Raw genomic sequence first — 23,895 nt, forward strand, 5'->3', positions numbered from 1 at the left:
GCCCGCCGATGCCGCCCCCTATGCCCTACGGCCCGCCCGGCCGTCCGCCGTACCCGCCGCGCAAGAGCGGGGGCGGAGGAAAGATCGTCTCGCTGCTGCTCATCGTGGTGTTCCTGGTGGCGGGCGCGTTGGTGCGCACCGCGATTCGCAGCGACCGCAACGACCGCGCCTCGGGGCCGTCGCCGAGCTTCACCTACACCCCCGACGGGTCGCAGGGCGCCGCGGAGACGGGCAACAACCCGCTGCTCACCGATCCGAACGCGACGCTGATCCCGGCCGACTGCGATTACACCCCCTGGAGCACCCAGGTCGAGACCGCGCGCAAGTTCTTCGAGACCGCGGCGGGCTGCCTGGAGTCGGTGTGGAAACCGGTGCTGCAGAAGGCGAATTTGCCGTTCACACCGCCGACGCTGAACGTCAGCGCCTCCACCGCGGGCATCTCCACGCCGTGCACGGGCACCACCACCAACTTCGCCGCGTTCTACTGCCCGGCGAACAAGACCATCTACATGCCGATCAGCCAGTTGCAGACCGACCTGTTCAAGGACAATTGGGTGGTCTACCTCTCGGTGTTCGCGCACGAGTACGGCCACCACGTGCAGGCCATGTCGGGCATCCTGCGCAAGGCCAACAGCGAGCGGGTGGACGCCGGTGCGCGCAGCCAGCGCGGACTGGAGCTCTCGCGGCGAATCGAGTTGCAGGCGCAGTGCTTCAACGGCATGTACCTCGGGTCCTCCGAGGACGGCGGTTCGCTCTCCTCCACGCAGATCGGCGTGGCGCGGCGGGACGCGCACGGCCGAGGCGACGGACCGACCGACGCGCGCGACCACGGGTCATCGGAGAACAGCGGCGACTGGTTCGAAGAGGGCGTGGACAAGAACCGCACCAACCAGTGCAACACCTTCACCGCTCCGGCAGGCAGGGTGAGTTGAGATGACGACGCCGCCTTACGGTTACGGACACCAGCCACACTATCCGCCGCCGTACGGCCCGCCGCCCGGGTACGCGCCGCCGCCCGGATATCCGCCGCCGGGTTACCCGTACCCCGGACACGCGCCGGCTCCCTACGGGCCGCCGCCGGGCTATGGCGTTCCGCCTTACGGGCCGCCTGGTTACGGGCGCCCCTATCCGCCGCCTCGGCGCGGTGGCGGCGGAGTGGGCGCGGTGTTCGGGGTGCTGGGAATCTTCCTGATGGTCGGCGCGCTGGTCGCCGCGGCGGTCGCGGTGGCGAGCAGCGAGAGCGAGAACGACCGCAGGACAACGGCGTACACGCCGAGCTACACCTATACGCCGACGATTCCTTCGTCGTCCGCGGCGACGACCACGTCGGCGGCACGTCCGACCACCGCGGCGAGCAGTCCGGTCCGCACCACCTCAGCCACGCCGACCAGACCCGCCGGGCCGCAGCCGGTGGCGAAGCTCGGCGATCATCCCCTGTTCACGCACGTGGACACGGGATTGAACAACATCCAGTGCACGTTCTCGCGCTGGGCCCCGAATGTGGCCGCGGCCCAAGCGTTCTTCCAGTCGGCCTCCACGTGCCTCGGGCAGATGTGGAAAGCGCTGCTCGATTACGAGAACCTGCCGTTCTCGCCGCCGAACATCAGCGTCCCCGCCCGCGGCGTCGACGCGGTCTCGCCGTGCACCAGCGCGGGCGGCAACTACGCGGCGTTCTACTGCTCGATGAACAACACCATCTATATGCCGCTGGACAAGATCCAGACCAATTTGTACGGCGACAACTGGGTCATCTACCTGACGGTGTTCGCGCACGAGTACGGCCACCACGTGCAGGCGATCAGTGGTATTTCGAAGCGCACGCACGAGGAGCGCTACAACGCGGGGCCGCGCAGCGCGCGGGGCCTCGAGTTGTCGCGCCGCATGGAGCTGGGCGCGCAGTGCTTCGGCGGGATGTTCATCGGCTCGTCGGCCTATGTCGGTTCGGTCTCCGGGGCGCAGGGCGAGAACACGGTGCGGGACAACTACACCCGTGGCGACAACCCCGGTGACGCGCGCGACCACGGATCGAAGCAGAACTACGGTCTCTGGTACGAGTACGGCTATCGGAACAACCGGGTCCAGAAATGCAATTCCTGGGTTGCCTCGGCCGATGCGGTGTCCTGAGCTCTTCGGCCGATCAGGTCCGGCCCCGGCCCGGCACTGCAGGGCCGGCTAGCCGGTCGCTCAGTCCTCGTCCCGATCGTGCGGCGTGTGCCCGCCGCCGATGCCGAAATGCCCGCGCGGCGAATGCCCGTGCACCCCTTCGGCGTACGCGGTCTCCGCGTGCAGCGCGAAGTCGATGCCAGAGGTTTCGTCCTCCTTGCTGATCCGGAAGCCGAGGAACCTGTCGATGCCCTTGCCGAGGGCGAACGAGACGCCGAAGGCGTAAGCCGCGACCGCCACCGCGCCGAGCAGCTGCTTGCCGAGCTGGGTGAGCCCACCGCCGTACAGCAGACCTTCCACGCCGCCGGTCATCACCTGGCTGGCGAGCAGACCGATGAGCACCGTGCCGACCACGCCGCCGACGAAGTGCACGCCGACCACGTCGAGGGAGTCGTCGTAGTTGGCCTTGAACTTCCAGCCGACCGCGAACGAACACACCGTGCCCGCCGCGAGCCCGACGACGACCGCGCCGAGAGTGTCGACGTATCCGCAGGACGGAGTGATCGCCACCAGGCCCGCGACGACGCCGGACGCGGCACCGAAGGTGGTCGGGTGGCCGTCGCGCACGCGCTCCACCGCGAGCCAGCCGAGCATGCCGAGGCAGCCCGCGATCAGTGTGTTCAGGAACACCGCCGCGGCCAGACCGCTGGCGTTCAGCGACGAGCCCGCGTTGAAGCCGAACCAGCCGAACCACAGCAGACCCGCGCCGAGCAGCACGAACGGCAGGTTGTGCGGTCGCATCGCGTCCACCTTGAAGCCGATGCGCGGGCCGAGCACCAGCGCGAGCGCCAGCGCGGAGGCGCCGGAGGCGATCTCCACCACCAGGCCGCCCGCGTAGTCCAGCGCGCCGAACTTCGCCAGCCAGCCGTCCGGTCCCCACACCCAGTGCGCGATCGGCACGTACACGGCCAGCGTCCACAGCGGCACGAAGACCATCCAGCCGGAGAACTTGGCCCGGTCGGCGATGGCGCCGCTGACCAGCGCCGCGGTCAGAATGGCGAAGGTGAGCTGGAAGGTCGCGTAGAGCAGTTCCGGCACCGTGCCGCGCACCGTCGTCGGGTCGATGCCCACCAAGCCGACGTGCTCGAGCGTGCCGATCAGTCCGCCTCCCGCGTCGGGGCCGAAGGCCAGGCTGTAGCCGAACAACAGCCAGGTCACCGTGACGAGCGGGATGGCGATGAAGCTCATCATCAGCATGTTGAGCACGCCGGTCGAACGCACCATGCCGCCGTAGAAGATGGCCAGGCCGGGCGTCATCAGCAGCACAAGAGCGGTGCTGCCGAGCAGCCAGGCGGTGGCCGCGGGATCGATGGTCGGTGGCATGGCGGGTAACTCCTTCTGCGGGCATGCGTCGCGAAGAAGTTACCGAACGCTCACGAGGTCTTCCGCCACTGCGGGAGGTTTTCGTCGAGCCAGACGTCCAGCTCGTCGGGGCTCGGCGTGCCGCCGACCATGTTCAGCACGGTGTGCCCGAGGCAGGCCGCGCACATGATGCGATTCGCCATCTCCTCGTGATCGCCCCACGGCAGATGCGGTTTGGCGATCAGCAGGGAAGCGAGGCCGTGCACGACGGCCCACAGGTCGAGCACGACCGGCAGCGGATCGCCCGGCGCGATCGTGCCCTCCGCCATGCACTCGCGCACCGACGCCGCGAAATGCTGGAACGCGCCGCTGGTGAGCACCTCGTCCACCGCGCCGCCGCTCTCGGTGGGCCCGGCCGCCACCCGGTACTGCGCCGGGTGCTCCAGCGCGTAGCGCACGTAGGCCAGGCCCTGATCGCGCAGCCGGGTCATCGGCGACACCGTGGGGTCGGTGGCCGCGCGCATGGCGTCGGCCAGATCCTCGAACGCCTTGGCCACCGCTGCCTCGATCAGCTCGTCCTTGTCGGCGAAATGCCGGTAGATGGACGGTGCGCTCACCCCGACGAGCTTGCTCACCTCGCGGATCGACACCGCGTCGGCCCGGCCGGTGCGCGCGAGCAATTCCGCTGTGGCCGTGAGTATCTCGGTACGCAATTGCGCGCCGGAACCGCGCGGTGATCGAGGTCGACGGTGCAGGGTCATGGACGTCCCACGTGCTCGGGTTCCCGTGCGATGGCGTCCTGGTCGACGTCCTCCGCGAGGCCGATCCGATCATGCAGCCGGACAAGGGTTTTCGGTGCCCACCAGTTGGCCGTGCCGAGCAGGCGCATCAGCGCAGGCGCGAGCAGGGCCCGGATGATCGTCGCGTCGACGAGCACGGTCAAGGTGAGGCCGAGACCCATCAGCTGCATGAACGAGACCTTCGAGGTGATCAGCGCGCCCAACACGATAGCCATCAGCACCGCGGCGGCGGTGAAGATCCGGCCGGTGCGGGCGACGCCGATGGCCACCGCGCGGTTGTTGTCGTGGGTGCGCAACCACTCCTCGCGGATCCGCGAGAGCAGGAACACCTCGTAGTCCATGGACAAGCCGAAGGCCAGGCAGAACATCAGGATCGGCATGGTCGGCACCATGTAGCCGACCGCGGTGAAGCCGAGCAGGTTCGACAGGTGTCCCTCCTGGAACACCCACACCATCGCGCCGAAGGCGGCCGCGAGCGAGAGGGTGTTGAGCGCCAGTGCCTTGATCGGCAGCACGACGCTTCCGGTGAACAGGAACAGCACCACCAACGTGGCCAGCACGATCAGCGTGGCGGCCAACGGCAGTCGATCGCTCAGCGCGGCAAGCGAATCCGCGTTGACCGCGGCCGCGCCGCCGTACAGCGCGGGCCCGGGCGCGGGCACCGCCTCGATCGCGCGCAGCTGACGTTCGCCCTCGGGGGAGAAGGGGTCGACGTAACTGACGACGGTGAGGTAGGTCCCCGTGTCGTTGGCCATGCCGGGCGGCGCCGCCCCGACCCGCGCACCGTTCACGAAGGTGCCCGCGCTGGACAGCACGGCGGGCACGTTCGGCAGTTCGGAAAGCCGCGTGGCGTACGTGCCGACGCCTGCGGTGTCACCGGTGTAGCCGTCCAGCACGATCGTGGTGCTCGCGCCGGGATCGGCCTGCGGGAAGTGCGCCCGCAGCTCATCGCCGACCTGCCTGCTGGTCGAGGAGGTGGGCAGCACCCGGTCGTCGGGGTAGCCGAACCTCACCGACAGGAACGGCGCGCCGAGGACGAGCAGCAGCGCGATGATCACCACGGTCACCGGCACCGCGTGCCGCATCACCCGCGTGACCAGCCGGTACCAGCCGGACTCCGCCGGCGGCACCGGGCCTGCGGGCGGCGGGCGCCGGAACATCCGCCGCAGCGGAACGCGCAGGTCGAGCGAGTTGACGCGGTACCCGAGCAGCACCAGCGCGGCGGGCAGGATCACGATCGCCGCCGCGGCCGCTGCCGCGACCACCGCGACGCCCGCGTAGGCGAAGGACCTCAGGAAGTACAGGTTGAACACGCTGAGCGCGGCCAGCGACAGCGCGACGGTGAGCGCGGAGAACAGCACCGTGCGCCCCGCGGTCTGCACGGCGCGGATGGTGGCCGCCGTCGGGTCGAGGCCGTTGCCCAGTTCCTCGCGGTATCGGCTGACGATGAACAGGCTGTAGTCGATCGCGAGGGCCAGGCCGAGCGCGGTCGTCATGTTCAGCGCGTAGATGGACACGTCGGTGACGAGTGTGAACAACCGCAGGATGGCCAGCGTCGCCGCGATCGCGAAGAGGCCGACGGCCAGCGGCAGGGCCGCCGCGACCAAGCTGCCGAACACCAGGATGAGCACGATCATCGACAACGGCACCGCGATGCTCTCGGCGAGGGCCAGGTCGAGGGTGGTCTGCTCGTTGACGTCGTGATAGATCGCGGCCATGCCGCCTTGACGTACCGTCACGCCGTCGGCGGCGCCGGTGAGCTGTTCGGTGAGTTCGCCCGCGATTTTCTGCACCTCGGTGTCGTCGCCTTCGATGAAGGCGGCGATCAGCGCGCTCGACCCGCCGTCGTTGCTGCGTAACGCGGTCGAGAACGGCAGCGGAGTGGTCCAGTAGGACTGCACGGCGGTCACGTCGGGGCGTGCGCGCAGCGCGTCGACGAGTCGCATGCCCGCGGCGCGCGCGGCGGGGCTGTCGACGCCGCTCTCGGTGCTCACCAGCAGGACGTAGTTGGGCGAAGCGCCGCCGAAGTTGTCCGCGATAATCCGGTTGACCTGCGAGGATTCGGCGTCGTCCGAGACGAATCCGCCGGATTTCAGGTGCGTGGCCGCGGTGGCGCCGAAGAGTCCGCACCCGATCACCAAGGCCAGCGCGGTGATCAAGATGACGCGCGGGTACCGCGTGGCCGTTCGTGCGATCCGATAGAGCATCGCGGCTCCCCTCCGTGAGTTAACGCGGTTAGCGTAACGCTGTTAACTCATGGGTGTCGAGTGGCCGAAAGCAGTGGCCGGGACATCGCTCAGCCGCGGTTCTTCCGGGTCAGCGCGCGCCGGCCGCGGCGGCCGGGGATCGGCAGATCGTCCTCGACGACGACCCACTCGGCGGTGGTGAGCCACAGCTCCTGGGCCCGCGCGTCGGCGGTGTCGTGGAAGACACGGCGTCCACGGTCGTCGCGCAGGTCGCGCGCGAGGTTCGACCAGCGCGGCGGACGGCCGTGTTCGTCCAGGTGAGCGGAGAGATGCCCGGCGACGAGCGTCCCGATCGTGTTGACCGGCCGCAGCGAGACCCGATTCCCGTATTTGGCGGCGTGGAAACGCCTTGCCGCGCAGAGCGACTGCGGATTCGCGTTGGACGCGATCCAGCCCGCCCGCTGGGCGCGCTCGACCAGCCACAGGTGTTTGACCGCGTTGGGCGCGATGACGCCGATGCGTTCCTTGATCAGCGCCGTCACCGGTTCGGAGGAGAGGATGTCGCGGCGGGTGGGGCCGACGCCGTGGGTCATCCAGTGCTCGTGCGCGAGACGGGCGAGCACGCGGCCGAAGTCGTCGATGCTGCGCTGGGCGCGGCGGCCGAGCCGTTCGATGCGTTCTGCCTCGCGGCGCATCTCGTTCTGCGCGGTGAGGGTTCGGATCGCGGCCATGGTCGGCACCTGACCGCGTTCGAGCAACTCGAGAATGGCCGAGGCGGTGGCGGGATCTGCGGCGGCGGTCACCGGCAGCGAATCGCGTTTGATCGCGAATTCCTGGGGGCTGATGGCGCGGCTGAGCAGTCCGACGGCGGCTCGATCGCCGGCGAAGTCGGTATTGGAGAGCCAGGCGGCGGCGATGTCGTCACACGACGGCACGTGGAACGGTCCTCCGATATACGCGGTGGGAGTTCGGCGATGTCGCACTGGGGCCGGGAGGTGTTCAGGTTGTGCCCCGGTCGGGATGAGGGACCGGCCGGGGTCACCAACCTGATGAAGGTTTGGCTACCGAAGTTGCCAACAGCCACGGTAGCCAGCGGCGCGCTAGCTGTCACCCGGGTTGACTTATTCGTTACATCGACAAAAAGGGGCATAACCGGGGCGTGAGTATGCATTACCGCTGGCGAGAAAGGCGGACGAACTGCTTCGTCCGGTTTTTGATAACCGACAGATACACGATTGCTGTCATGTTGCCGGTTTGTGAGAGGAACGAAGCGGCGGAAGGAGTCTCCTGGAATCATGTGATCTGCATCACATTCGAAGGGAATCTCGCGGTACGCCGTGAGCGGCGCGACGGCTCGCCCGCGTGAGACCCCGGTCGCCGACCGCTTTGTCGGTGGTCGCCGGTAACCTCTGGCCGTGGCTCTGTACCGGAAGTACCGACCGGCAACGTTCGCTGAGGTGGTGGGTCAGGAGCACGTCACCGACCCGCTGAGCATCGCGCTCGACACCGGACGGATCAGTCATGCCTATCTGTTCTCCGGTCCGCGGGGCTGCGGTAAGACCTCGTCGGCGCGCATCCTTGCGCGTTCGCTGAACTGCGTGCAGGGCCCGACGTCGCGGCCGTGCGGAGTCTGCCCGTCCTGCGTGGCGCTCGGGCCGGGCGGACCGGGCAATCTCGACGTGATCGAACTCGACGCCGCGAGCCACGGCGGCGTCGACGACACCCGCGAGCTGCGCGACCGCGCCTTCTACGCGCCCGCCGAATCCCGGTATCGCGTCTTCATCGTCGACGAGGCCCACATGGTCACCACCGCGGGCTTCAACGCGCTGCTCAAGATCGTCGAGGAACCGCCCGCCCACCTGATCTTCATCTTCGCCACCACCGAGCCCGACAAGGTGCTGCCGACCATCCGCTCGCGCACCCACCACTACCCGTTCCGGCTGCTGCCGCCCGCGACGATGCGCGGGCTGCTCGGCAAGATCTGCGAACAGGAGAACGTTCCGGTCGAGGAAGCGGTGTATCCGTTGGTGATTCGCGCGGGCGGCGGTTCCCCGCGCGACAGCCTCAGCGTGCTCGACCAGCTGCTCGCAGGCGCGGGCCCGGACGGCGTCACCTACAACCGTGCCGTCGCGCTGCTCGGCGTCACCGACGTCGCGCTCATCGACGACGCGGTGGAGGCGCTGGCCGCCGACGACGGCGCGGCGCTGTTCGGCACCGTGGACAGCGTCATGGAGGCGGGGCACGATCCGCGCCGTTTCGCGGTCGACCTGCTGGAGCGTTTCCGCGATCTGATCCTGTTGCGCGCGGTGCCCGACGCCGCCGACCGCGGCCTGGTGTCCGGGCCGGGCGACGTGCTGGACCGCATGCGCGACCAAGCGCAGCGCCTCGGCCCCGCCACCCTGACCCGCTACGCCGAACTGCTGCACGAGGGTCTGGGCGAGATGCGCGGCGCCACCGCGCCCCGGCTGCTGCTCGAGGTCGTGTGCGCCCGCATGCTCTTGCCCTCGGTCTCCGGCACGGAGTCCGCCGCGCTTCAGCGCCTGGAACGCCTCGAACGCGGCTTCGCGGGCGGTGCGATCGCCCCGGCCCCGGCCTCCGCCCCCGCCGCCGAGGCGAGCCGGACCGCCGCACCCGCCCCGGCCCGCGCACCGGGTGAGCCTCCGCGTCGCCGGGGCGCGGAGGCGCTCGCCGCGTTGCGTGAGAACAAGTCTCGGGGCGGAGGTTCGGCCCAGGGTGGCATCGAAAGCGACGCGGGAGGAAGCACTTCCGTCGAGCGCACGGACCGCGCTCAATCGCCCGCCGGTGCGCAGGCGGAAGCATCCGACGGTGGTCCGCAGCCTTCCGCCGCCGCCCCGGCTGCGCCCATCGCGCGACAGGACGACCAGCGTGAGGACGCGATCGCGGCGGCCGCTGCAGGGCGCGGCGACGCCACCGAATCGAGCGGCGACTCGGCCGCTGCCGAGCGCGGTGCTGTCGCGCCGAGCGCTGACTCGGCCCAGCGCGGCGACGCGGCCGTAGCCGGAGCGCGAGACGAAGCCCCGCGAGGCGAAGCCCCGGGCGCGGCCGCTCCCGTGTCCGCGGTGGCCGAGGGCCACGTGGGCGGGACAGCAGCGCGGAACGCCGAGGATCGAGTCGAATCGACTGCCGAGCCCGTCCGCCGGGGCGAAGCCGAGCCGCAGGCCGCCGACGCGCCGGGTCATCGGACCGAGGGGCGGCCCAGCGCCTCGGAGGAATCGGCCGCTCCGCCGCGCGCCGATCGGCCCGCCGCGCCGTACGCCGAAGCCGCGTCGGATCGAGTGGGGGAGCGACCCGCGGGGTCCGTCGACGGGGAAAGCGGGGCTGGGGAGCCCCCGTCGACTGTCGCGGCCGGTACGGGTCGCCCGACCGAACGCGCCGCGTTTTCGGGGAGCGCCACCGCCGGTCCGGCCGAGGGCGACGCTCGCCGGGAACCGGCCGAACGCGCGGGATATCAAGCGGCACAGTCGGTTTCCGATACGAGCCCCCGTTCCGGGCAAGTGACCGAGGAATCGTCCGCCGATCGCCGCGGCGGCGCGACGGCGGCGGAACGGCCCGTCGAGTCCGCGGAATCGATGGCTGCGGCGTTGCCCGACGAGCCTGTGGGTGCGCAGGGCGCGGATCTGCTGCGAGCCGTCGAGGGCGCGTGGGCGGAGATCCGGGCCAAGGTCAGGGAGTTCGGACCGACCGTGCAGGCGTTGCTGTCGGGTGCCTCGGTGGCGCGGGTCGAGGGCACGGCCATCGTGTTCGCGCACCAGCACGCGCCGCTGGCGCAGCGGTTGTCCGAGGCACGCAATGTCGAGGCCGTGCGCGCGGCGGTGCGGGCCGTGCTCGGGAGCGACCACGAGATTCGCTGGGAGGCCGGTGGCGCGACCCCGCGTCCCGCGGCCCAGCCGTCGAAGGGCGCGCGGGGCACGGGACAGGGTGCGGCCGGGCGCGGCGTGGGAAGCCAAGGCGGCCGCGGCGAAACGGGCCCGCCTCGATTCTCGCGACCCAGCCAGGCCAGGGCGAACGCCGCGGGCGACGCTCCTGCTCGCGGGCAGCGGCCCGCTCCGCCCACGCGGTCCGGCGACGACGACATCCCGCCGCCTGATTATCCGGACCTACCCGACGACCCCGGCCCCGGCGACTACCCGCCGCCCGATCCAGGCGGTTACGAATCGCTCTCCAGCTCGGCCGGATCGGCCCCTGGCGGCGTGCCGGGGCCCTCGACGCCGGAAGAGGAGCAGGAGATGCTGGCCGAGGCCGCCAAGCCGGTGGCGCCCGAGGCCCGTCACGACCCCGACGAGGTCGCCCTGGAATTGCTCCGCAGTGAGCTCGGTGCCACACGGCTGGATGGTTGACAACCACCGCCTCGAGGACGTTAAGTTAACCGGAGTTCGCACACGACGGTAGTATGAACGGGTGGCCGTGAGCTCCGGTGTGGCGGCGTTCTATGGTATGCCCAGGCGTACGGGCGTGTCCGGAACGTACGTCCGCTGGTGCTCGCCGACTTTTGTACAGCGTTATGCGGTGCGAGCGACGGGCCTGGAGACGGAACCTCGCGTCACCGCGCTGGGCCTCGTGAGCACGGCAAACTGAATACGGACGGTCGGTCTCATGGCCGGTCGGCGAGGTGACCCGCGGCCGTGCCGCACAACGCGGTGCAGGCGCACCCCAAGGAAGGAAACACTCCGATATGACCACAGAGGCCTACATTTACGAGGCCATCCGCACCCCGCGCGGACGCGGCAAGAAGAACGGTTCGCTGCACTCGGTCAAGCCGATCGACCTGACTGTTGGTCTGATCCAGGAGCTGCGCGGCCGTTTCCCGAACCTCGACGAGGACCGGATCTCCGACCTGATCCTCGGTGTCGTCGCACCGGTGGGTGACCAGGGTGCCGACATCGCCCGCACCGCCGTGACCGTGGCCGGCCTGCCCGACACCGTCGGCGGCTTCCAGCTCAACCGCTTCTGCGCCTCCGGCCTCGAGGCCGTGAACCTGGCCGCGCAGAAGGTGCGCTCGGGCTTCGACGACCTGGTCATCGCCGGTGGCGTCGAGTCCATGTCCCGCGTTGCGATGGGCTCCGACGGCGGCGCCTGGGCGATGGACCCGACCACCAACTACGACACCTACTTCGTGCCGCAGGGTGTTTCCGCCGACCTGATCGCCACCATCGAGGGCTTCTCCCGCGATGACGTGGACGCCTACGCCGTGCGCTCGCAGGACCTGGCCGCCAAGGCCACCACCGGCGGCTACTTCGCCAAGTCGATCGTTCCGGTCAAGGACCAGAACGGCCTCGTCGTCCTCGACAACGACGAGCACATGCGTCCCGGCACCAAGGCCGAGGACCTGGCCAAGCTGAACCCGTCCTTCGCCGTGATCGGTGAAATGGGTGGCTTCGACGCCGTGGCGCTGCAGAAGTTCCACTTCGTGGAGAAGATCAACCACGTGCACCACGGCGGCAACAGCTCCGGCATCGTCGACGGCGCCGCGCTGGTGCTGATCGGTTCCGAAGAGGCGGGCAAGGCCTCCGGCCTGACCCCGCGTGCGCGCGTCGTCGCGACCGCCACCAGCGGCGCCGACTCCACCATCATGCTGACCGGTCCCACCCCGGCCGCCAAGAAGGCGCTGGCCAAGGCGGGCCTGACCCTCGACGACATCGACCTGGTCGAGATCAACGAGGCGTTCGCCTCCGTGGTGCTGAAGTTCCAGAAGGACCTGAACATCCCGGACGAGAAGCTGAACGTCAACGGCGGCGCCATCGCGATGGGCCACCCGCTGGGCGCCACCGGCGCGATGATCACCGGCACCATGGTCGACGAGCTGGAGCGCCGCAACGGCCGCTACGCGCTGATCACGCTGTGCATCGGTGGCGGCATGGGCGTGGCGACGATCATCGAGCGCGTCTAACCCCAACCGACAGCACAGAATTCAAGGAGACACAGAGCTGTGAGCGAAACCAACATGATCGGTTGGGAGCAGGATTCGGACGGCATCGTCGTACTGACGATGGACGACCCGAACCAGGGCGCCAACACGATGAACGAGCTGTACAAGACGTCGATGACCGCGACCGTCGACCGGCTCGAGGCCGAGAAGGACAGCATCACCGGCGTGGTGCTGACCTCGGCGAAGAAGACCTTCTTCGCGGGCGGCGACCTGAAGAACATGATGAAGGTCGGCCCGGAAGACGGCCAGGCCCTCATGGACGAGCTGGGCACCATCAAGGGTGCGCTGCGTCGCCTCGAGCAGCTCGGCAAGCCGGTCGTTTCCGCGATCAACGGCGCCGCGCTCGGCGGCGGCCTCGAGATCACCCTCGCGACCCACTACCGCATCGCGGCCGACGTGCCGGGTGTGCAGCTGGGCCTGCCCGAGGTCAGCCTGGGCCTGCTGCCCGCCGGTGGCGGTGTCACCCGCACCGTGCGCATGCTCGGCCTCCAGGGCGCGCTCATGCAGGTGCTGCTGCAGGGCCAGAAGTACCGCCCGGGCAAGGCCAAGGAAATCGGCCTGATCAACGAGGTCGTCGGCTCGATCGAGGAGCTGGTCCCGGCCGCCAAGGCGTGGATCAAGGCCAACCCCGAGGGTGGCGTGCAGCCCTGGGACAAGAAGGGCTACAAGATCCCCGGTGGCACCCCGTCCACCCCGGCCTTCGCGGCGAACCTGCCCGCGTTCCCGGCCAACCTGCGTAAGCAGCTCAAGGGCACCAACATGCCCGCGCCGCGCGCCATCATGGCCGCCGCGGTCGAGGGCGCGCAGGTCGACATCGACAACGCCTCGCTCATCGAGTCGCGCTACTTCGTCCACCTGCTGACCGGCCCGGTCGCGAAGAACATGATTCAGGCGTTCTTCTTCGACCTGCAGTCGATCAACAACGGCGGCTCGCGTCCGAAGGACGTGCCGAAGAAGGACATCAAGAAGATCGGCGTGCTCGGCGCGGGCATGATGGGCGCGGGCATCGCGTACGTCTCCGCCAAGGCGGGCTACGAGGTCGTGCTGAAGGACGTCACCATCGAGGCGGCCGAGCGCGGCAAGAACTACTCCGAGAAGATCGAGGCCAAGGCCCTCTCCCGTGGCAAGACCACCGAGGAGAAGTCCAAGGCGCTGCTCGACCGGATCACGCCGTCCGCCGACGCCAAGGACTTCGCCGGCGTCGACTTCGTGATCGAGGCCGTCTTCGAGAACACCGAGCTCAAGCACAAGGTGTTCCAGGAGATCGAGGACATCGTCGACGCGGACGCGCTGCTCGGATCGAACACCTCCACCCTGCCGATCACCGGTCTCGCGGCCGGCGTGAAGCGCCAGGAGGACTTCATCGGCATCCACTTCTTCTCGCCGGTCGACAAGATGCCGCTGGTGGAGATCATCAAGGGTGAGAAGACCTCGGACGAGGCGCTGGCCCGGGTGTTCGACTACACCCTCGCGATCAAGAAGACCCCGATCGTCGTCAACGACAGCCGCGGCTTCTTCACCTCGCGCGTGATCGGCACCTTCGTCAACGAGGCGATCGCCATGCTGGGCGAGGGCATCGATCCTTCGACCATCGAGCAGGCCGGCTCGCAGGCGGGCTACCCGGCCGCGCCGCTGCAGCTGTCGGACGAGCTGAACATGAAGCTCATGCTGAAGATCGCCAAGGAGACCCAGGAGGCCATCGCCCGCGGTGACGCCACCATGGGCAAGCAGAAGCACCCGGCCATCGACGTCATCGAGTACATGGTGAACGAGGGTCGTCCGGGTCGTCTGGAGAAGGCGGGCTTCTACGAGTACGACGAGAACGGCAAGCGGACCGGCCTGTGGGGCGGCCTGCGTGAGCACTTCAAGTCGGTCACCGGCTTCAACGTGCCGCTCCAGGATCTGATCGACCGGATGCTGTTCATCGAGGCGATCGAGACCCAGAAGTGCTTCGACGAGGGTGTGCTCGAGACCACCGCCGACGCCAACATCGGCTCGATCTTCGGCATCGGTTACCCGGCCTGGACCGGTGGTGTGCACCAGTTCATCGTCGGCTACCCGGGCGGCCAGGAGGGCTTCGTGGCTCGCGCCGACGAGCTGAAGGCCAAGTACGGCGACCGCTTCGAGGTTCCCGCCTCGCTGCGCAAGTAATCGCGCCGCGTAGGTCATCGCGCAACGGCGAAGCCCGCCACCGCTTTTCGCGGTGGCGGGCTTTCGCCGTTCCGGAGTTCCGACGGTGTTCACCGTGCGGTTCGCGGGTGCCGCTACGGTGTGGCTTGTGCGCAGAAGAACCGGACTCCCGCTCGCCCTCGCGGTCGGCGTCGCCGCGCTGACCGCGGCGCCCACAGCGCACGCCGAACCGGCCGTGCGGCTGCTGGGTCAGCAGATCCTGCCGCACGCGATGGACTTTCACGGCACCACGGTCGGCGGACTGTCCGGCATCGACTATCGGCCGAGCACGGGTGAGTACGTGCTGATCAGCGACGACCGCTCGGAGCGCGCACCGGCCCGCGGCTACACCGCCCGCTTCACGGTCGACGCGAACGGCGTCGGCCCGGTGACTTTCACCGGCACATACCTGCTGCGCACCCCCGCGGGCACCGTCTACGCGCCGAAATCGGTGGACCCCGAAGAGATTCGCGTCGATCCGTGGACGGGCGACTACTCCTGGACCCAGGAAGGCGAGCGCGCGGACGACGTGCTCGCCGACCCGTCCGTGCGCGTCGCGCGGCCGGACGGGACGTTCGTCGCCGAACTGCCGATCCCCGACAACGAGCGGATGCGGCCGGACGCGGGGCCGCGCCGCAACGCGGCACTGGAAGCGGCGACCTTCGCCACGGGCGGCGCGCTGTTCGTGACGGCCGTCGAGGGCCCGCTGCTCCAGGACGGTCCCGAGGCGACGGTGACCTCGGGCGCGATCTCGCGCATCACCGTCCAGGCGCGCTTCGGGCCCTTGCTCGCGCAGTACGCGTATCCGATGGAGCCGGTGTTCGCCGAGTCGCGGCCGGAGCCGGGGCGCGGCGGCAACGGCGTCGCCTCGATCCTGGCCGCCGATCCGCTCGATCCCACGAAATTCCTGGTGCTGGAGCGCGCGTACGTCGAGGGCGCGGGCGACAAGATCCGGATCTACGAGGCCGACACCGCGGGCGCGACCAACGTGCTCGACGCCCCGCTCGGCGACGCCCGCCCGGTAGCCAAACGGCTGCTCGTCGACCTGGCCGAGGCCGGGCTCACGGATATCGACAACATCGAGAGCATGACCTGGGGGCCACGGCTGCCCTCGGGTGAGCGGACGCTCGTGCTCGTCAGCGACGACAACTTCGCCGCCGGTCAGATCACCCAGCTGGTCGCGCTCGCGGTGCGCTGAGCTTTCGAAAACTGAGCTCAGTCGGCGCGAAGTTCTTCCGTCGCTTGGAAATACGCGTCGGCGGCGCGGCGGAAGTAGTCGAACAGTAGCTCGCGCTGCTCGGGCTCGTATCCGGCGATGATCTCGCCGACGCGGCGCCGGGCGGGGGCCAGCACGCGATTCAGGTCGGCGGGCGTTTCGATCAGTTCGACGGTGATCTTGCGCCGGTCGCCAGGGACAGGAACCCGCCGCACGTACCCGGCCTCTTCCAACCGATCGACCAGCCGGGTGGTCGGGCCGGTGGTGAGACCCGTGCGAGCGCCGAGTTCTCCCGGCGTCATGGGGCCGCTGAGTTCCAGGACATTCAGCGCGTAGAGGTCGGTGGCGCCCAGGTCGACCGCCCGCGCTCCGGCCTGTCCGTGCAACATGATCGCGCTGAGATAGCGGCTATAGATCGCACTCGCCTCCGAGCGCGCCATTGCCCCTGATTGCGCTGGGCCCGATTGCGCTGGGCCGGATTGCGCCGGGGCCGTTTGTGCTGTGTCCGTTTGTGCTGCGTCCGATCGCCCCGGAGCCGATTGCGGCGCGTCCGGTCGCGTTCCATCCGATCGCCCTGTTGACACGATTGCCTCCGTCTCCTAATCTCTTCTTCAACAAAGAGAAATCTTCGGCGAAGAAAGTTCTTCTAAGCAGAAACCTATCACGGAGGACGTCATGACCACCATCGATTCGCCCACAACCAGCACCGCGCACCCGCGTCGCCGCAAGGCCGTCCGCATCCTCGCCGCGTCGGCTCTCGTTCTCGGACTCGCCGCGGGCGGCGGATACCTCTGGCTGGACAAGACCTCCGAGGTCCGCAATCTGGGGACCTCGGACTGCGCGACCGTCGTCCCGTCCGGGGCGGCCGCGACGCCGGAGGCCGTCGCGGAGATCTGCGCCGTTCTCGACCGGCTCACCGACGCGTGGGCCGCGGGCGACGCGGACGCCTTCGGCAGCGTCTTCACCGAGGACGCCACGTACACCACCTACGTCGGCACCTACTACGAGGGCAAGACCGATCTCGTCGAAGCCCACCGCGCGCTGTTCGACGGTTTCCTGAAGGGCACCAAGCTCGCCGACTCCTACCTCGGCATCCGGTTCTACGGTCCCGACACGGCGGTGGTCACCAGCCGCGGCGACACCTACAAGGGCGACCGCAAGAGCGCCGACGAGCTGACCAAGACCCAGACCTACACCCTGGTCGAGCAGGACGGACGCTGGCTGATCGCGGCCTTCCACAACACCAAGCGCGGCAACGTCATGGAGCGGATCTCGTTCCTCTTCGCGCCCGACACGAGGCCGGCCGCCGAGCGCTGATCACGCGGCCGTCGCAGGTGGGGACGACACTGCGGCAATCTCCACCCAACCGGCCGTACACCGCGCTACGTTGGAGTATGCGCAGGCGATTCGGACACCGGACCCCCGGTGCCCGACGTCGGCATGTTCCACGATCGCCGGTGACGCCGATTCGATGTGAGTTCGAGGTGGTCACGTGAATCCACAGGCGGGCTCGGGCAAGGTGAGTCCCGAAGCGTCCCAGGCCGATTCGAATGCCCAGCCCGGGGTGGACGACCCGCAGCGTGCCGCGGAAACGCAACGCGTCGGGGAAACTCGGCGCGGCGCGGACACCCAGCGCAACGAGCCGATCGGCATCGCCGACGAGCTCGAGGTGATGGGTCTCTCCGGCGCGGTCGAGATCGGCAGGGGTGGATTCGGCGTGGTGTACCGCTGCCTGCAGACCGCGCTGGAACGGGTCGTCGCGGTGAAGGTGCTCTCCTCCGAGATCGACGTCGAGAGCCGCGAGCGCTTCCTCCGCGAGGAGCAGGCCATGGGCAGGCTCTCCGGCCACCCCAACATCGTCGACATCCTGCAGGTGGACGTCACCGCCAGCGGAATGCCGATCATCGTGATGCCGTACTGCACGCACGGCTCGCTGGAACAGCTCATCCGCGAACGGGGCCCGCTCACGTGGGCCGATTCGCTGCGCGCCGGGGTGAAGCTGGCGGGTGCGATCGAGAGCGCGCACCGGGCGCAGATCCTGCATCGCGACGTCAAGCCCGCCAACGTGCTGCTCAGCGGCTACGGCGAACCGCAGCTCACCGATTTCGGCATCGCGCGGATCCCCGGCGGCTTCCGCACCTCGAGCAGCATGATCACCGGCTCGCCCGCGTTCACCGCGCCGGAAGTGCTCAAGGGCGAGGAGCCGACCGTCCGCTCCGACATCTACGGTCTCGGCGCGACGCTGTTCGCGCTGCTCACCGGCCACGCGGCCTTCGAGAGGCAGGCGGGGGAGAAGGTGGTGGCGCAGTTCCTGCGGATCACCACCCAGCCGGTGCCGGATCTGCGCGAACAGGACATCCCGCCCGATGTGGCCGACGCGATCGAGCAGGCCATGGCGCCCGACCCGGCCGATCGACCGGAGTCGGCGTTCGAATTCGGCATGTTGCTGCGCTCGGTGCAGCGGGAGCACGAGCAGTTGCCCGACGAGATGGCGCTGCTGGACACCGCCGTGTCGCTCGAAGAACCCGATGGCGAGCACCCGGTCGAAGCGCAACCGTCCACGCGCACCGGGCGCGCGGTCACCCGGCGCAGCTGGCCGTTGACGCTGCGCCCCGCCGTGTCGCGGCATCCCGGCGGTTCGGCCACCATGCCGCCCACCGCGGCGACGAAGTTCCACCCGCCCACTCCGGTCCTCGAACCGGTGCCGCGACCACGCCTGATGGACATCCTGCGCGGCGGCGGCCGTCGCAGGCTCGCGATGATCCACGCCCCCGCCGGTTTCGGCAAGAGCATGGTGGCCGCGCAGTGGCGCGCGGAGCTGGCGGGCGGCGGCGTGCCGGTCGCGTGGATCGGCATCGACCAGGACGACGACAACGAGATCTGGTTCCTCGCCCACCTCATCCAGGCCATCCACCGGGTGCGGCCCGATATCGGCGCCGGTCTCGACCGAGCGCTCGAGGAACGCGCGGGCGATGCGGTCGGCTACGTCATGACGACCCTCATCAACGAGATTCACGCGGGCGAGGAGACCATCGTGGTGGTGGTCGACGACTGGCATCGCGTCAGCGATCCCGGCACGCACCGCGTGATGGAGTCGCTGCTCGACAACGGCTGCCACCACCTGCGCTTCGTGGTGACCAGCAGGGAACAGTCCGGGCTGCCGACCAGCCGGATGCGAGTACACGACGAACTGGTCGAGATCGGTTCGGCGGCGCTGCGGCTGACCATGGCCGAGACGAAGCAGATCCTGGTGGAGCGCAACGGTTTCGCGCTCACCGAGGCCCAGCTGGAGCAGATCCACGAGACGACCGACGGCTGGCCCGCCGCCATTCAGCTGATCAGCCTCTCGCTGCGCGGCAACGTCGACGCCGACCAGTTGATCGCGACGCTGTCGGAGGGCAGTCACGGCATCCGCGAATACCTCGCCGAGAACGTGCTCGACGCGCTCGAACCGCGAATGCTGGATTTCCTCACCGCGATCTCGGTGACCGAGCGCGTCTCGGCTCCGCTGGCCGCCGCGCTGTCCGACGACAGCGAGGCCGAGCTGCTGCTCGCCCAAGCCGAGCAGCGTGAGCTGTTCCTGCGCCGCATCGAGCACGATCCGGAGTGGTACCGGATGCAGCCGCTGTTCGCCGAGCATCTGCGGGCCCGGTTGGAGCGGACGCAACCCGGCAAACTGAAGTCGCAGCATCGCAAGGCCTCCCGCTGGTACGCCGAACATCAGTTGCTACGCAAGTCGGTGGACCACGCGCTGGCCGCGGCGGATCTGAAGATGGCGCTCGACCTGCTCGAGGGCGGCGGCATGGATCTGATCGACGCCTCCCGGCTGGCCACCCTGCTCGGCACGGTGTCGAAACTGCCCGTGCAGCAGGTCGCTTCGCGATCCAAGCTGCTGATGGCGGTGGCACGGGCGAACGTGAATCTGCAGCAGTCCACCGCGGCGCGCAGCGCGCTCGGCAGACTGTCGAACATGCTGGCCCGCGGCTCGTCGGGCGACGCCGACGTGGTCCAGCAGCGGTGGGAGGCCACGGTACTCGCCGCCGCCGACCAGATCGCGCGGGACCACACCGAGGGCGTGCTCGATCGGATCGAGGGATGCCTGGAGCATGCGGACGAGCTGCCCGCCTGGACCGTGTCCACCGCGGCGAACCTCATCTCGTTCGTGCGGCTGTGCGAGTTCGATTTCGACGGCGCTCGCTCGATCCAGGAGTGGGCGACCCGATACCACGCCGTCTCGAAGGATCCGCTCGGTTCGGTGTTCGGTCTGTGCGGGCAGGGCGCGGCGGCCTACGAGCAGCTCGATATCGCCACCGCGACCCAGTGTTTCCAGCAGGCGTGGGAGACGGCCAGGCTCCGCTCGGGTCCGCGTACCGACGCGGTGCGGGTGGCCTCGGCGCTGCTCGGCGAATTGAACTATCGCCGAGGCGATCTCGACACCGCCGACCGGCTGCTGGACGAGAGCCACCAGCTGGTCACCCGGGTCGGTCCGGTCGACTTCCTGATCTCGACATTCGTCACCGGCGCCAGGGTGAAGGCGGTGCGCGGCGATCTCGCCACCGCGGCGGCCCGGCTGGACGACGGCGCCCGCGTGGCCGCCGAGCAGCGCTTGGTCCGGCTGGCCGCGCACATCCGCGCCGAACGGTTGCGGCTCGGCCTGCCGGTCGAGGCCGTGGCGCACGGCGACGGGCAGGCGGAGGCGCTCGGCGTCGTGCATCACCGCTTGGTCGGCTCCGCCGCGCTCACGGCCGAAGCCGAGGAGCTCGCCGGTATCCGCGGCCTGCTCGCGCGCAAGGCCCTGCACTCGGACGACACCGCCGTGCGCCGCGCCCGCGCCTTGCACGGCCGGATGCTCGAACAGGACCGTCCCCGAGCGGAATTGGACACCGCCCTGCTGCTCGCCGAATGCCTCGCCGCCTCCGGCTGGGTCGGTGAGGCCGCGGGCCTGCTGCTTCCCGCCGCCGCCACCTGCGCGGAACTGGGTTGGACCCGCCCGCTGCTCGACGCCGGACCGGGCGTGGTCGCCATCCTGCGCGTGCTGCTCACCGAGATGCACGCCGCGCCCGATCAGCTCGAGGACGTGACGCTACCCGCCGTGTTCCTGGAAGAACTCCTGGACTGACAAGCGGGCAGCGCTACGAATCCGCGTGCATCGGCGGGTACACGTCGACCGGCTGAGCCGAGCGATGCCGGTCGCGAACCAGCGTCAGCGGGTCACGCCTCCCACCAGGGGCGCAGCGGGACCGTCCACGTTCTGTCGGCGGGCAGCTTGACCCCGAGCACCTGGTGCAGCTGAACCACGTTGCGCTGGAAGCCGAGCCGGCATCCCGCCATGTACAGACCCCATACCTTGGCGGTGCCCTCGCCGACTTCCTCGACGCAGGCGTCCCAGTTGGCGACCAGGTTCTTGCACCATTCGTGCAGGGTCAGCGCGTAGTGCTCGCGCAGGTTCTCCTCGTGCAGCACCTCGAGCCCGATGTTCTGGATCTCGGAGATGATGCGGCCGGAGCCGATCAGTTCGCCGTCCGGAAACACGTACCGGTCGATGAAATCGCCCGCCTTGGTGGTGCGGGTGTTGTCCGGCCGGGTGATGCAGTGGTTCAGGAACAGGCCGCCGTCGCGCAGCTTGCTCTTGATGAATTCGAAGTAGAACGGGTAGTTGTGCACGCCGATGTGCTCGGTGAGGCCGATGGAGGACACCGCGTCGAACTCGCCCTCGGGCACGTCGCGGTAGTCCGAGTGGCGCACCTCGGCCAGATCGGCGAGCCCTTCTTCGGCGATCTTGCGCTGCGCCCATTCGGCCTGTTCCGCGGAGAGCGTCGCGCCGATGACCTTCACGCCGCGCCGCGCCGCGTAGCGCACCATGCCGCCCCAGCCGCAGCCGATGTCGAGCAGCCGGTCGCCTTCCTTCAGCCGCAACTTGTCGAAGACCAAGCGGTACTTGTTCTCCTGGGCCTGCTCCAGCGTCCAGTTCTCGTCGCCGTAGACCGCGCAGGTGTAGGTCATCGAGGAGCCGAGGACGTGCTCGTAGAAGGCGTTCGAGACGTCGTAGTGGTGGTGGATGGCCTCCGCGTCGCGGGTCTTGGAGTGGCGCAGGCCCTCGAATGCGATCCGGCGCCAGCGCGGCAGCGTCTCCTGCGGCGGCGGCGCGACCGGCTTGAGCCGCTCCCACCCGAGCGAGCGTGCGATGGTGACCAGCGCGAGCGCCGAGGGACGCCGGAAATTCAAGTCCTGCATCGCCTTCAGGAGGTCGTACGGGTCGCCGGGGTGGACGCCGGAGGCGGTCATGTCGCCCGCGATGTAGGCGCGCGCCATGCCGAGATCACCGGGCGCGGTGGCCAGGTAGTTGATGCCGCGCGGCGTCTTGATGTCGAGGGTGTAGTCCGAATCCTCCGGCCCGGTCGCGCTGCCGTCGTAGGCGGTCAGGCGAATCGGGACCTCGCCGTCGACGAGGCTCTCGAAGATCTCGGCAATGCTCAGCTTGGTTCCCAGATCCGCGAACACGTCGGAACGGTCCTTGAAAGTCGTCATTTCCTCTGCACCGCCTTCGAATACAAATCCAGCAAGCGCTGGTCCGGGTCGTAGCGTTTCTTCACTTCGGTGTAAATCTCGCCGCCGTAGAGCGCCGCGAACTCGTCCTCGTCGTAGAAAGCGTCCGAGTACAGCGATTTGTGCCCGTCGAATTCGGTCACCGTGCGTTCGATGGCGCGGTTGGCCGCGCCCTCCTGCTGTCCGGGAACGGTGGGCACGGCCGACCAGAATCCCACGTTGACGTAGGTCCGGTTCGGCTCGATCGGGTAGAGCGGCCAGGCGCGTCCGCTCGTCGCGGCGGGCGCGCCCGTGTCCCGCAAGCGCAGCGGGCACAGCCAGATCGGCTCGATCGGGATCTCGCGCAGGAACCACTCGACGAAATCCGCGGTGCGCTCCACCGGGACCTCGATGTCCTGCACCACCCGTTCGCGCGGCGGGTTGCCCTTGCGGGCCTCCAGCTTGTCGCCGATGTCGTACTTGTGGTCGAGGGCGACCAGTTTCCAGTAGAAGCTGCTGCGCCGGTAGCGCTTCGGCCAGAACCGCCGGATCCTCGGGTTCTGCGTGCCGAATGCCCGCGAGCACCAGAACCAGTCGGTGTCCCAGCGCCACAGGTAGTCGTGGATGGTGAGGCGATCGCGCGTGGGTTCGGCGGATCCGTGCTGGATCGAGCGGTAGTAGATGTCCATCCCGGTGTAGTCGCTGACCGGGCCCGGCTCGTCGGTCTGCCTGCCGAGGGTCAGGTAGCTCTCGTCGGCGGTGAAGACGACGCCGTCCAGGTAGTCGACCCGCTCGCCGTCGTAGGACTTCTCGTCCACGATCCGCGCGATCGCGGCCTCCAGTTCCCGCAGGTCGCGGAATCGCACGTGGCGCAGCGCCACATAGGGCTCGACCCGCTCGAGCTCGATCTTCAGCCGGACGGTGTAGCCGAGCGTGCCGTAGGAATTGGGGAAGCCGCGGAACAGATCCGCGTGCTCGCCGTCCGGCCGCGCGGTGATCAACTCGCCCGCTCCGGTCAGCACGTCCATCTCCAGCACGGACTCGTGCGGGAGGCCGTTGCGGAACGAGGTGGACTCGATGCCGAGTCCGGTGACCGCGCCGCCGAGCGTGATGGTCTTGAGCTGCGGAACCACCAGCGGCGCCAGCCCGTACGGCAGGGTCGCGGCCACCAGGTCCTCGTAGGTGGTCATGCCTGCGACGTCGGCGGTTCGCGCGGCGCTGTCCACCGCGATCACCGAGGTGAGTCCCGAGACGTCCAGGCCGGGTGCGGTGTTCTTGGCCCTCGCCCGGAACAGGTTCGAGGTCTTCTTCGCCAGCCGCACGTTGGCGTTCGCGGGTATGGCGCGATAACTCGCCAGGAGGCGATCCACACCCGCTCGATGCGCGGCAAACCCTGATTCGCGTGCGGCCGGACTGTGACCGGCCTTCCCCAACAGACTCACTGCCACCCCTCGACGCTAGTACGCACCGTGACCTACAGCCACTGAGAATTGATCGAGCCGGGATAAATGTCACGGGAATGTTGCATCGGGAATACCCGGTGTTCGAGGTGGCAGTCACGTCATCGGACACGAATCGGAACAAGAT

The 23,895-nt window shown here is 69.1% G+C and carries 15 protein-coding genes; 8 read left to right on the forward strand and 7 right to left on the reverse strand.

Translation table 11 applies throughout. The features are described 5' to 3' along the window. The first annotated feature begins 8 nt into the window (after positions 1-8). Together ACRWNM_RS12040 and ACRWNM_RS12045 are read left to right on the forward strand one after the other, a co-directional pair. On the forward strand, positions 9-932 hold the full coding sequence (locus tag ACRWNM_RS12040) for a neutral zinc metallopeptidase (protein WP_431966607.1): 924 nt from the start codon (positions 9-11) through the stop codon (positions 930-932). A 1-nt stretch (position 933) separates the two neighbouring features. Next, positions 934-2,124: a neutral zinc metallopeptidase gene (locus ACRWNM_RS12045; protein WP_431966609.1), complete on the forward strand. Its 1,191-nt coding sequence runs from the start codon at positions 934-936 to the stop codon at positions 2,122-2,124. A gap of 60 nt (positions 2,125-2,184) precedes the next feature. On the opposite strand, the gene ACRWNM_RS12050 is transcribed toward ACRWNM_RS12045, so the two are convergent. The 4 genes from ACRWNM_RS12050 to ACRWNM_RS12065 all read right to left on the reverse strand — a co-directional run bounded on the left by ACRWNM_RS12050 (position 2,185) and on the right by ACRWNM_RS12065 (position 7,386). Next, positions 2,185-3,486: an ammonium transporter gene (locus tag ACRWNM_RS12050; RefSeq protein WP_431966611.1), complete on the reverse strand. Its 1,302-nt coding sequence runs from the start codon at positions 3,484-3,486 to the stop codon at positions 2,185-2,187. A 50-nt stretch (positions 3,487-3,536) separates the two neighbouring features. Further along, on the reverse strand, positions 3,537-4,178 hold the full coding sequence (locus ACRWNM_RS12055) for a WHG domain-containing protein (RefSeq protein WP_431966613.1): 642 nt from the start codon (positions 4,176-4,178) through the stop codon (positions 3,537-3,539). A 44-nt stretch (positions 4,179-4,222) separates the two neighbouring features. After that, positions 4,223-6,472: an MMPL family transporter gene (locus ACRWNM_RS12060; protein WP_431966615.1), complete on the reverse strand. Its 2,250-nt coding sequence runs from the start codon at positions 6,470-6,472 to the stop codon at positions 4,223-4,225. A gap of 89 nt (positions 6,473-6,561) precedes the next feature. Then, the gene (locus ACRWNM_RS12065; protein ID WP_431966617.1) at positions 6,562-7,386 is read right to left on the reverse strand and encodes a hypothetical protein; all 825 of its coding nucleotides are present in this window, start codon (positions 7,384-7,386) and stop codon (positions 6,562-6,564) included. Positions 7,387-7,866: 480 nt separating this feature from the next. On the opposite strand from ACRWNM_RS12065, the gene ACRWNM_RS12070 reads away from it, so the two are divergent. The 4 genes from ACRWNM_RS12070 (at position 7,867) to ACRWNM_RS12085 (ending at position 15,765) form a co-directional block, all read left to right on the forward strand. Further along, complete coding sequence (locus ACRWNM_RS12070) at positions 7,867-10,809, forward strand: DNA polymerase III subunit gamma and tau (protein WP_431966619.1); 2,943 nt, start codon at positions 7,867-7,869, stop codon at positions 10,807-10,809. 335 nt (positions 10,810-11,144) lie between these two features. Beyond that, entirely contained in the window at positions 11,145-12,359 is a 1,215-nt protein-coding gene (locus ACRWNM_RS12075; RefSeq protein ID WP_431966621.1) for an acetyl-CoA C-acetyltransferase, read from the forward strand. 39 nt (positions 12,360-12,398) lie between these two features. After that, the gene (locus ACRWNM_RS12080; protein WP_431966623.1) at positions 12,399-14,549 is read left to right on the forward strand and encodes a 3-hydroxyacyl-CoA dehydrogenase NAD-binding domain-containing protein; all 2,151 of its coding nucleotides are present in this window, start codon (positions 12,399-12,401) and stop codon (positions 14,547-14,549) included. A 127-nt stretch (positions 14,550-14,676) separates the two neighbouring features. Beyond that, positions 14,677-15,765 carry an esterase-like activity of phytase family protein gene (locus tag ACRWNM_RS12085; protein WP_431966625.1) on the forward strand — a complete coding sequence of 363 codons (1,089 nt, stop codon included), beginning with the start codon at positions 14,677-14,679 and terminating at the stop codon, positions 15,763-15,765. 17 nt (positions 15,766-15,782) lie between these two features. Here the strand turns inward: ACRWNM_RS12085 and ACRWNM_RS12090 are convergent, their stop codons facing one another. Beyond that, positions 15,783-16,223 (reverse strand): MarR family winged helix-turn-helix transcriptional regulator, encoded by a 441-nt coding sequence (locus ACRWNM_RS12090; protein ID WP_431966627.1) that lies wholly within the window; start codon positions 16,221-16,223, stop codon positions 15,783-15,785. Between the two features lie 235 nt (positions 16,224-16,458). Here ACRWNM_RS12090 and ACRWNM_RS12095 point away from each other — a divergent pair, with 235 nt between their 5' ends. Both ACRWNM_RS12095 and ACRWNM_RS12100 read left to right on the forward strand, forming a co-directional pair. Further along, positions 16,459-17,100, forward strand: coding sequence for an SgcJ/EcaC family oxidoreductase (locus tag ACRWNM_RS12095; protein ID WP_431966629.1), 642 nt, complete (start codon positions 16,459-16,461; stop codon positions 17,098-17,100). Between the two features lie 175 nt (positions 17,101-17,275). After that, positions 17,276-20,902 carry a protein kinase domain-containing protein gene (locus ACRWNM_RS12100; RefSeq protein ID WP_431966631.1) on the forward strand — a complete coding sequence of 1,209 codons (3,627 nt, stop codon included), beginning with the start codon at positions 17,276-17,278 and terminating at the stop codon, positions 20,900-20,902. Between the two features lie 92 nt (positions 20,903-20,994). Here the strand turns inward: ACRWNM_RS12100 and ACRWNM_RS12105 are convergent, their stop codons facing one another. Both ACRWNM_RS12105 and ACRWNM_RS12110 read right to left on the reverse strand, forming a co-directional pair. Next, the gene (locus tag ACRWNM_RS12105; protein WP_431966633.1) at positions 20,995-22,311 is read right to left on the reverse strand and encodes a class I SAM-dependent methyltransferase; all 1,317 of its coding nucleotides are present in this window, start codon (positions 22,309-22,311) and stop codon (positions 20,995-20,997) included. Further along, positions 22,308-23,750, reverse strand: coding sequence for an FAD-binding oxidoreductase (locus ACRWNM_RS12110; protein ID WP_431966797.1), 1,443 nt, complete (start codon positions 23,748-23,750; stop codon positions 22,308-22,310). The genes ACRWNM_RS12105 and ACRWNM_RS12110 overlap by 4 nt, the downstream gene beginning before the upstream one ends. Positions 23,751-23,895: the final 145 nt, after the last annotated feature.

The sequence above is a fragment of the Nocardia sp. bgisy134 genome, from assembly GCF_965341865.1.
In the GTDB taxonomy this organism is placed as follows: Bacteria; Actinomycetota; Actinomycetes; order Mycobacteriales; family Mycobacteriaceae; genus Nocardia.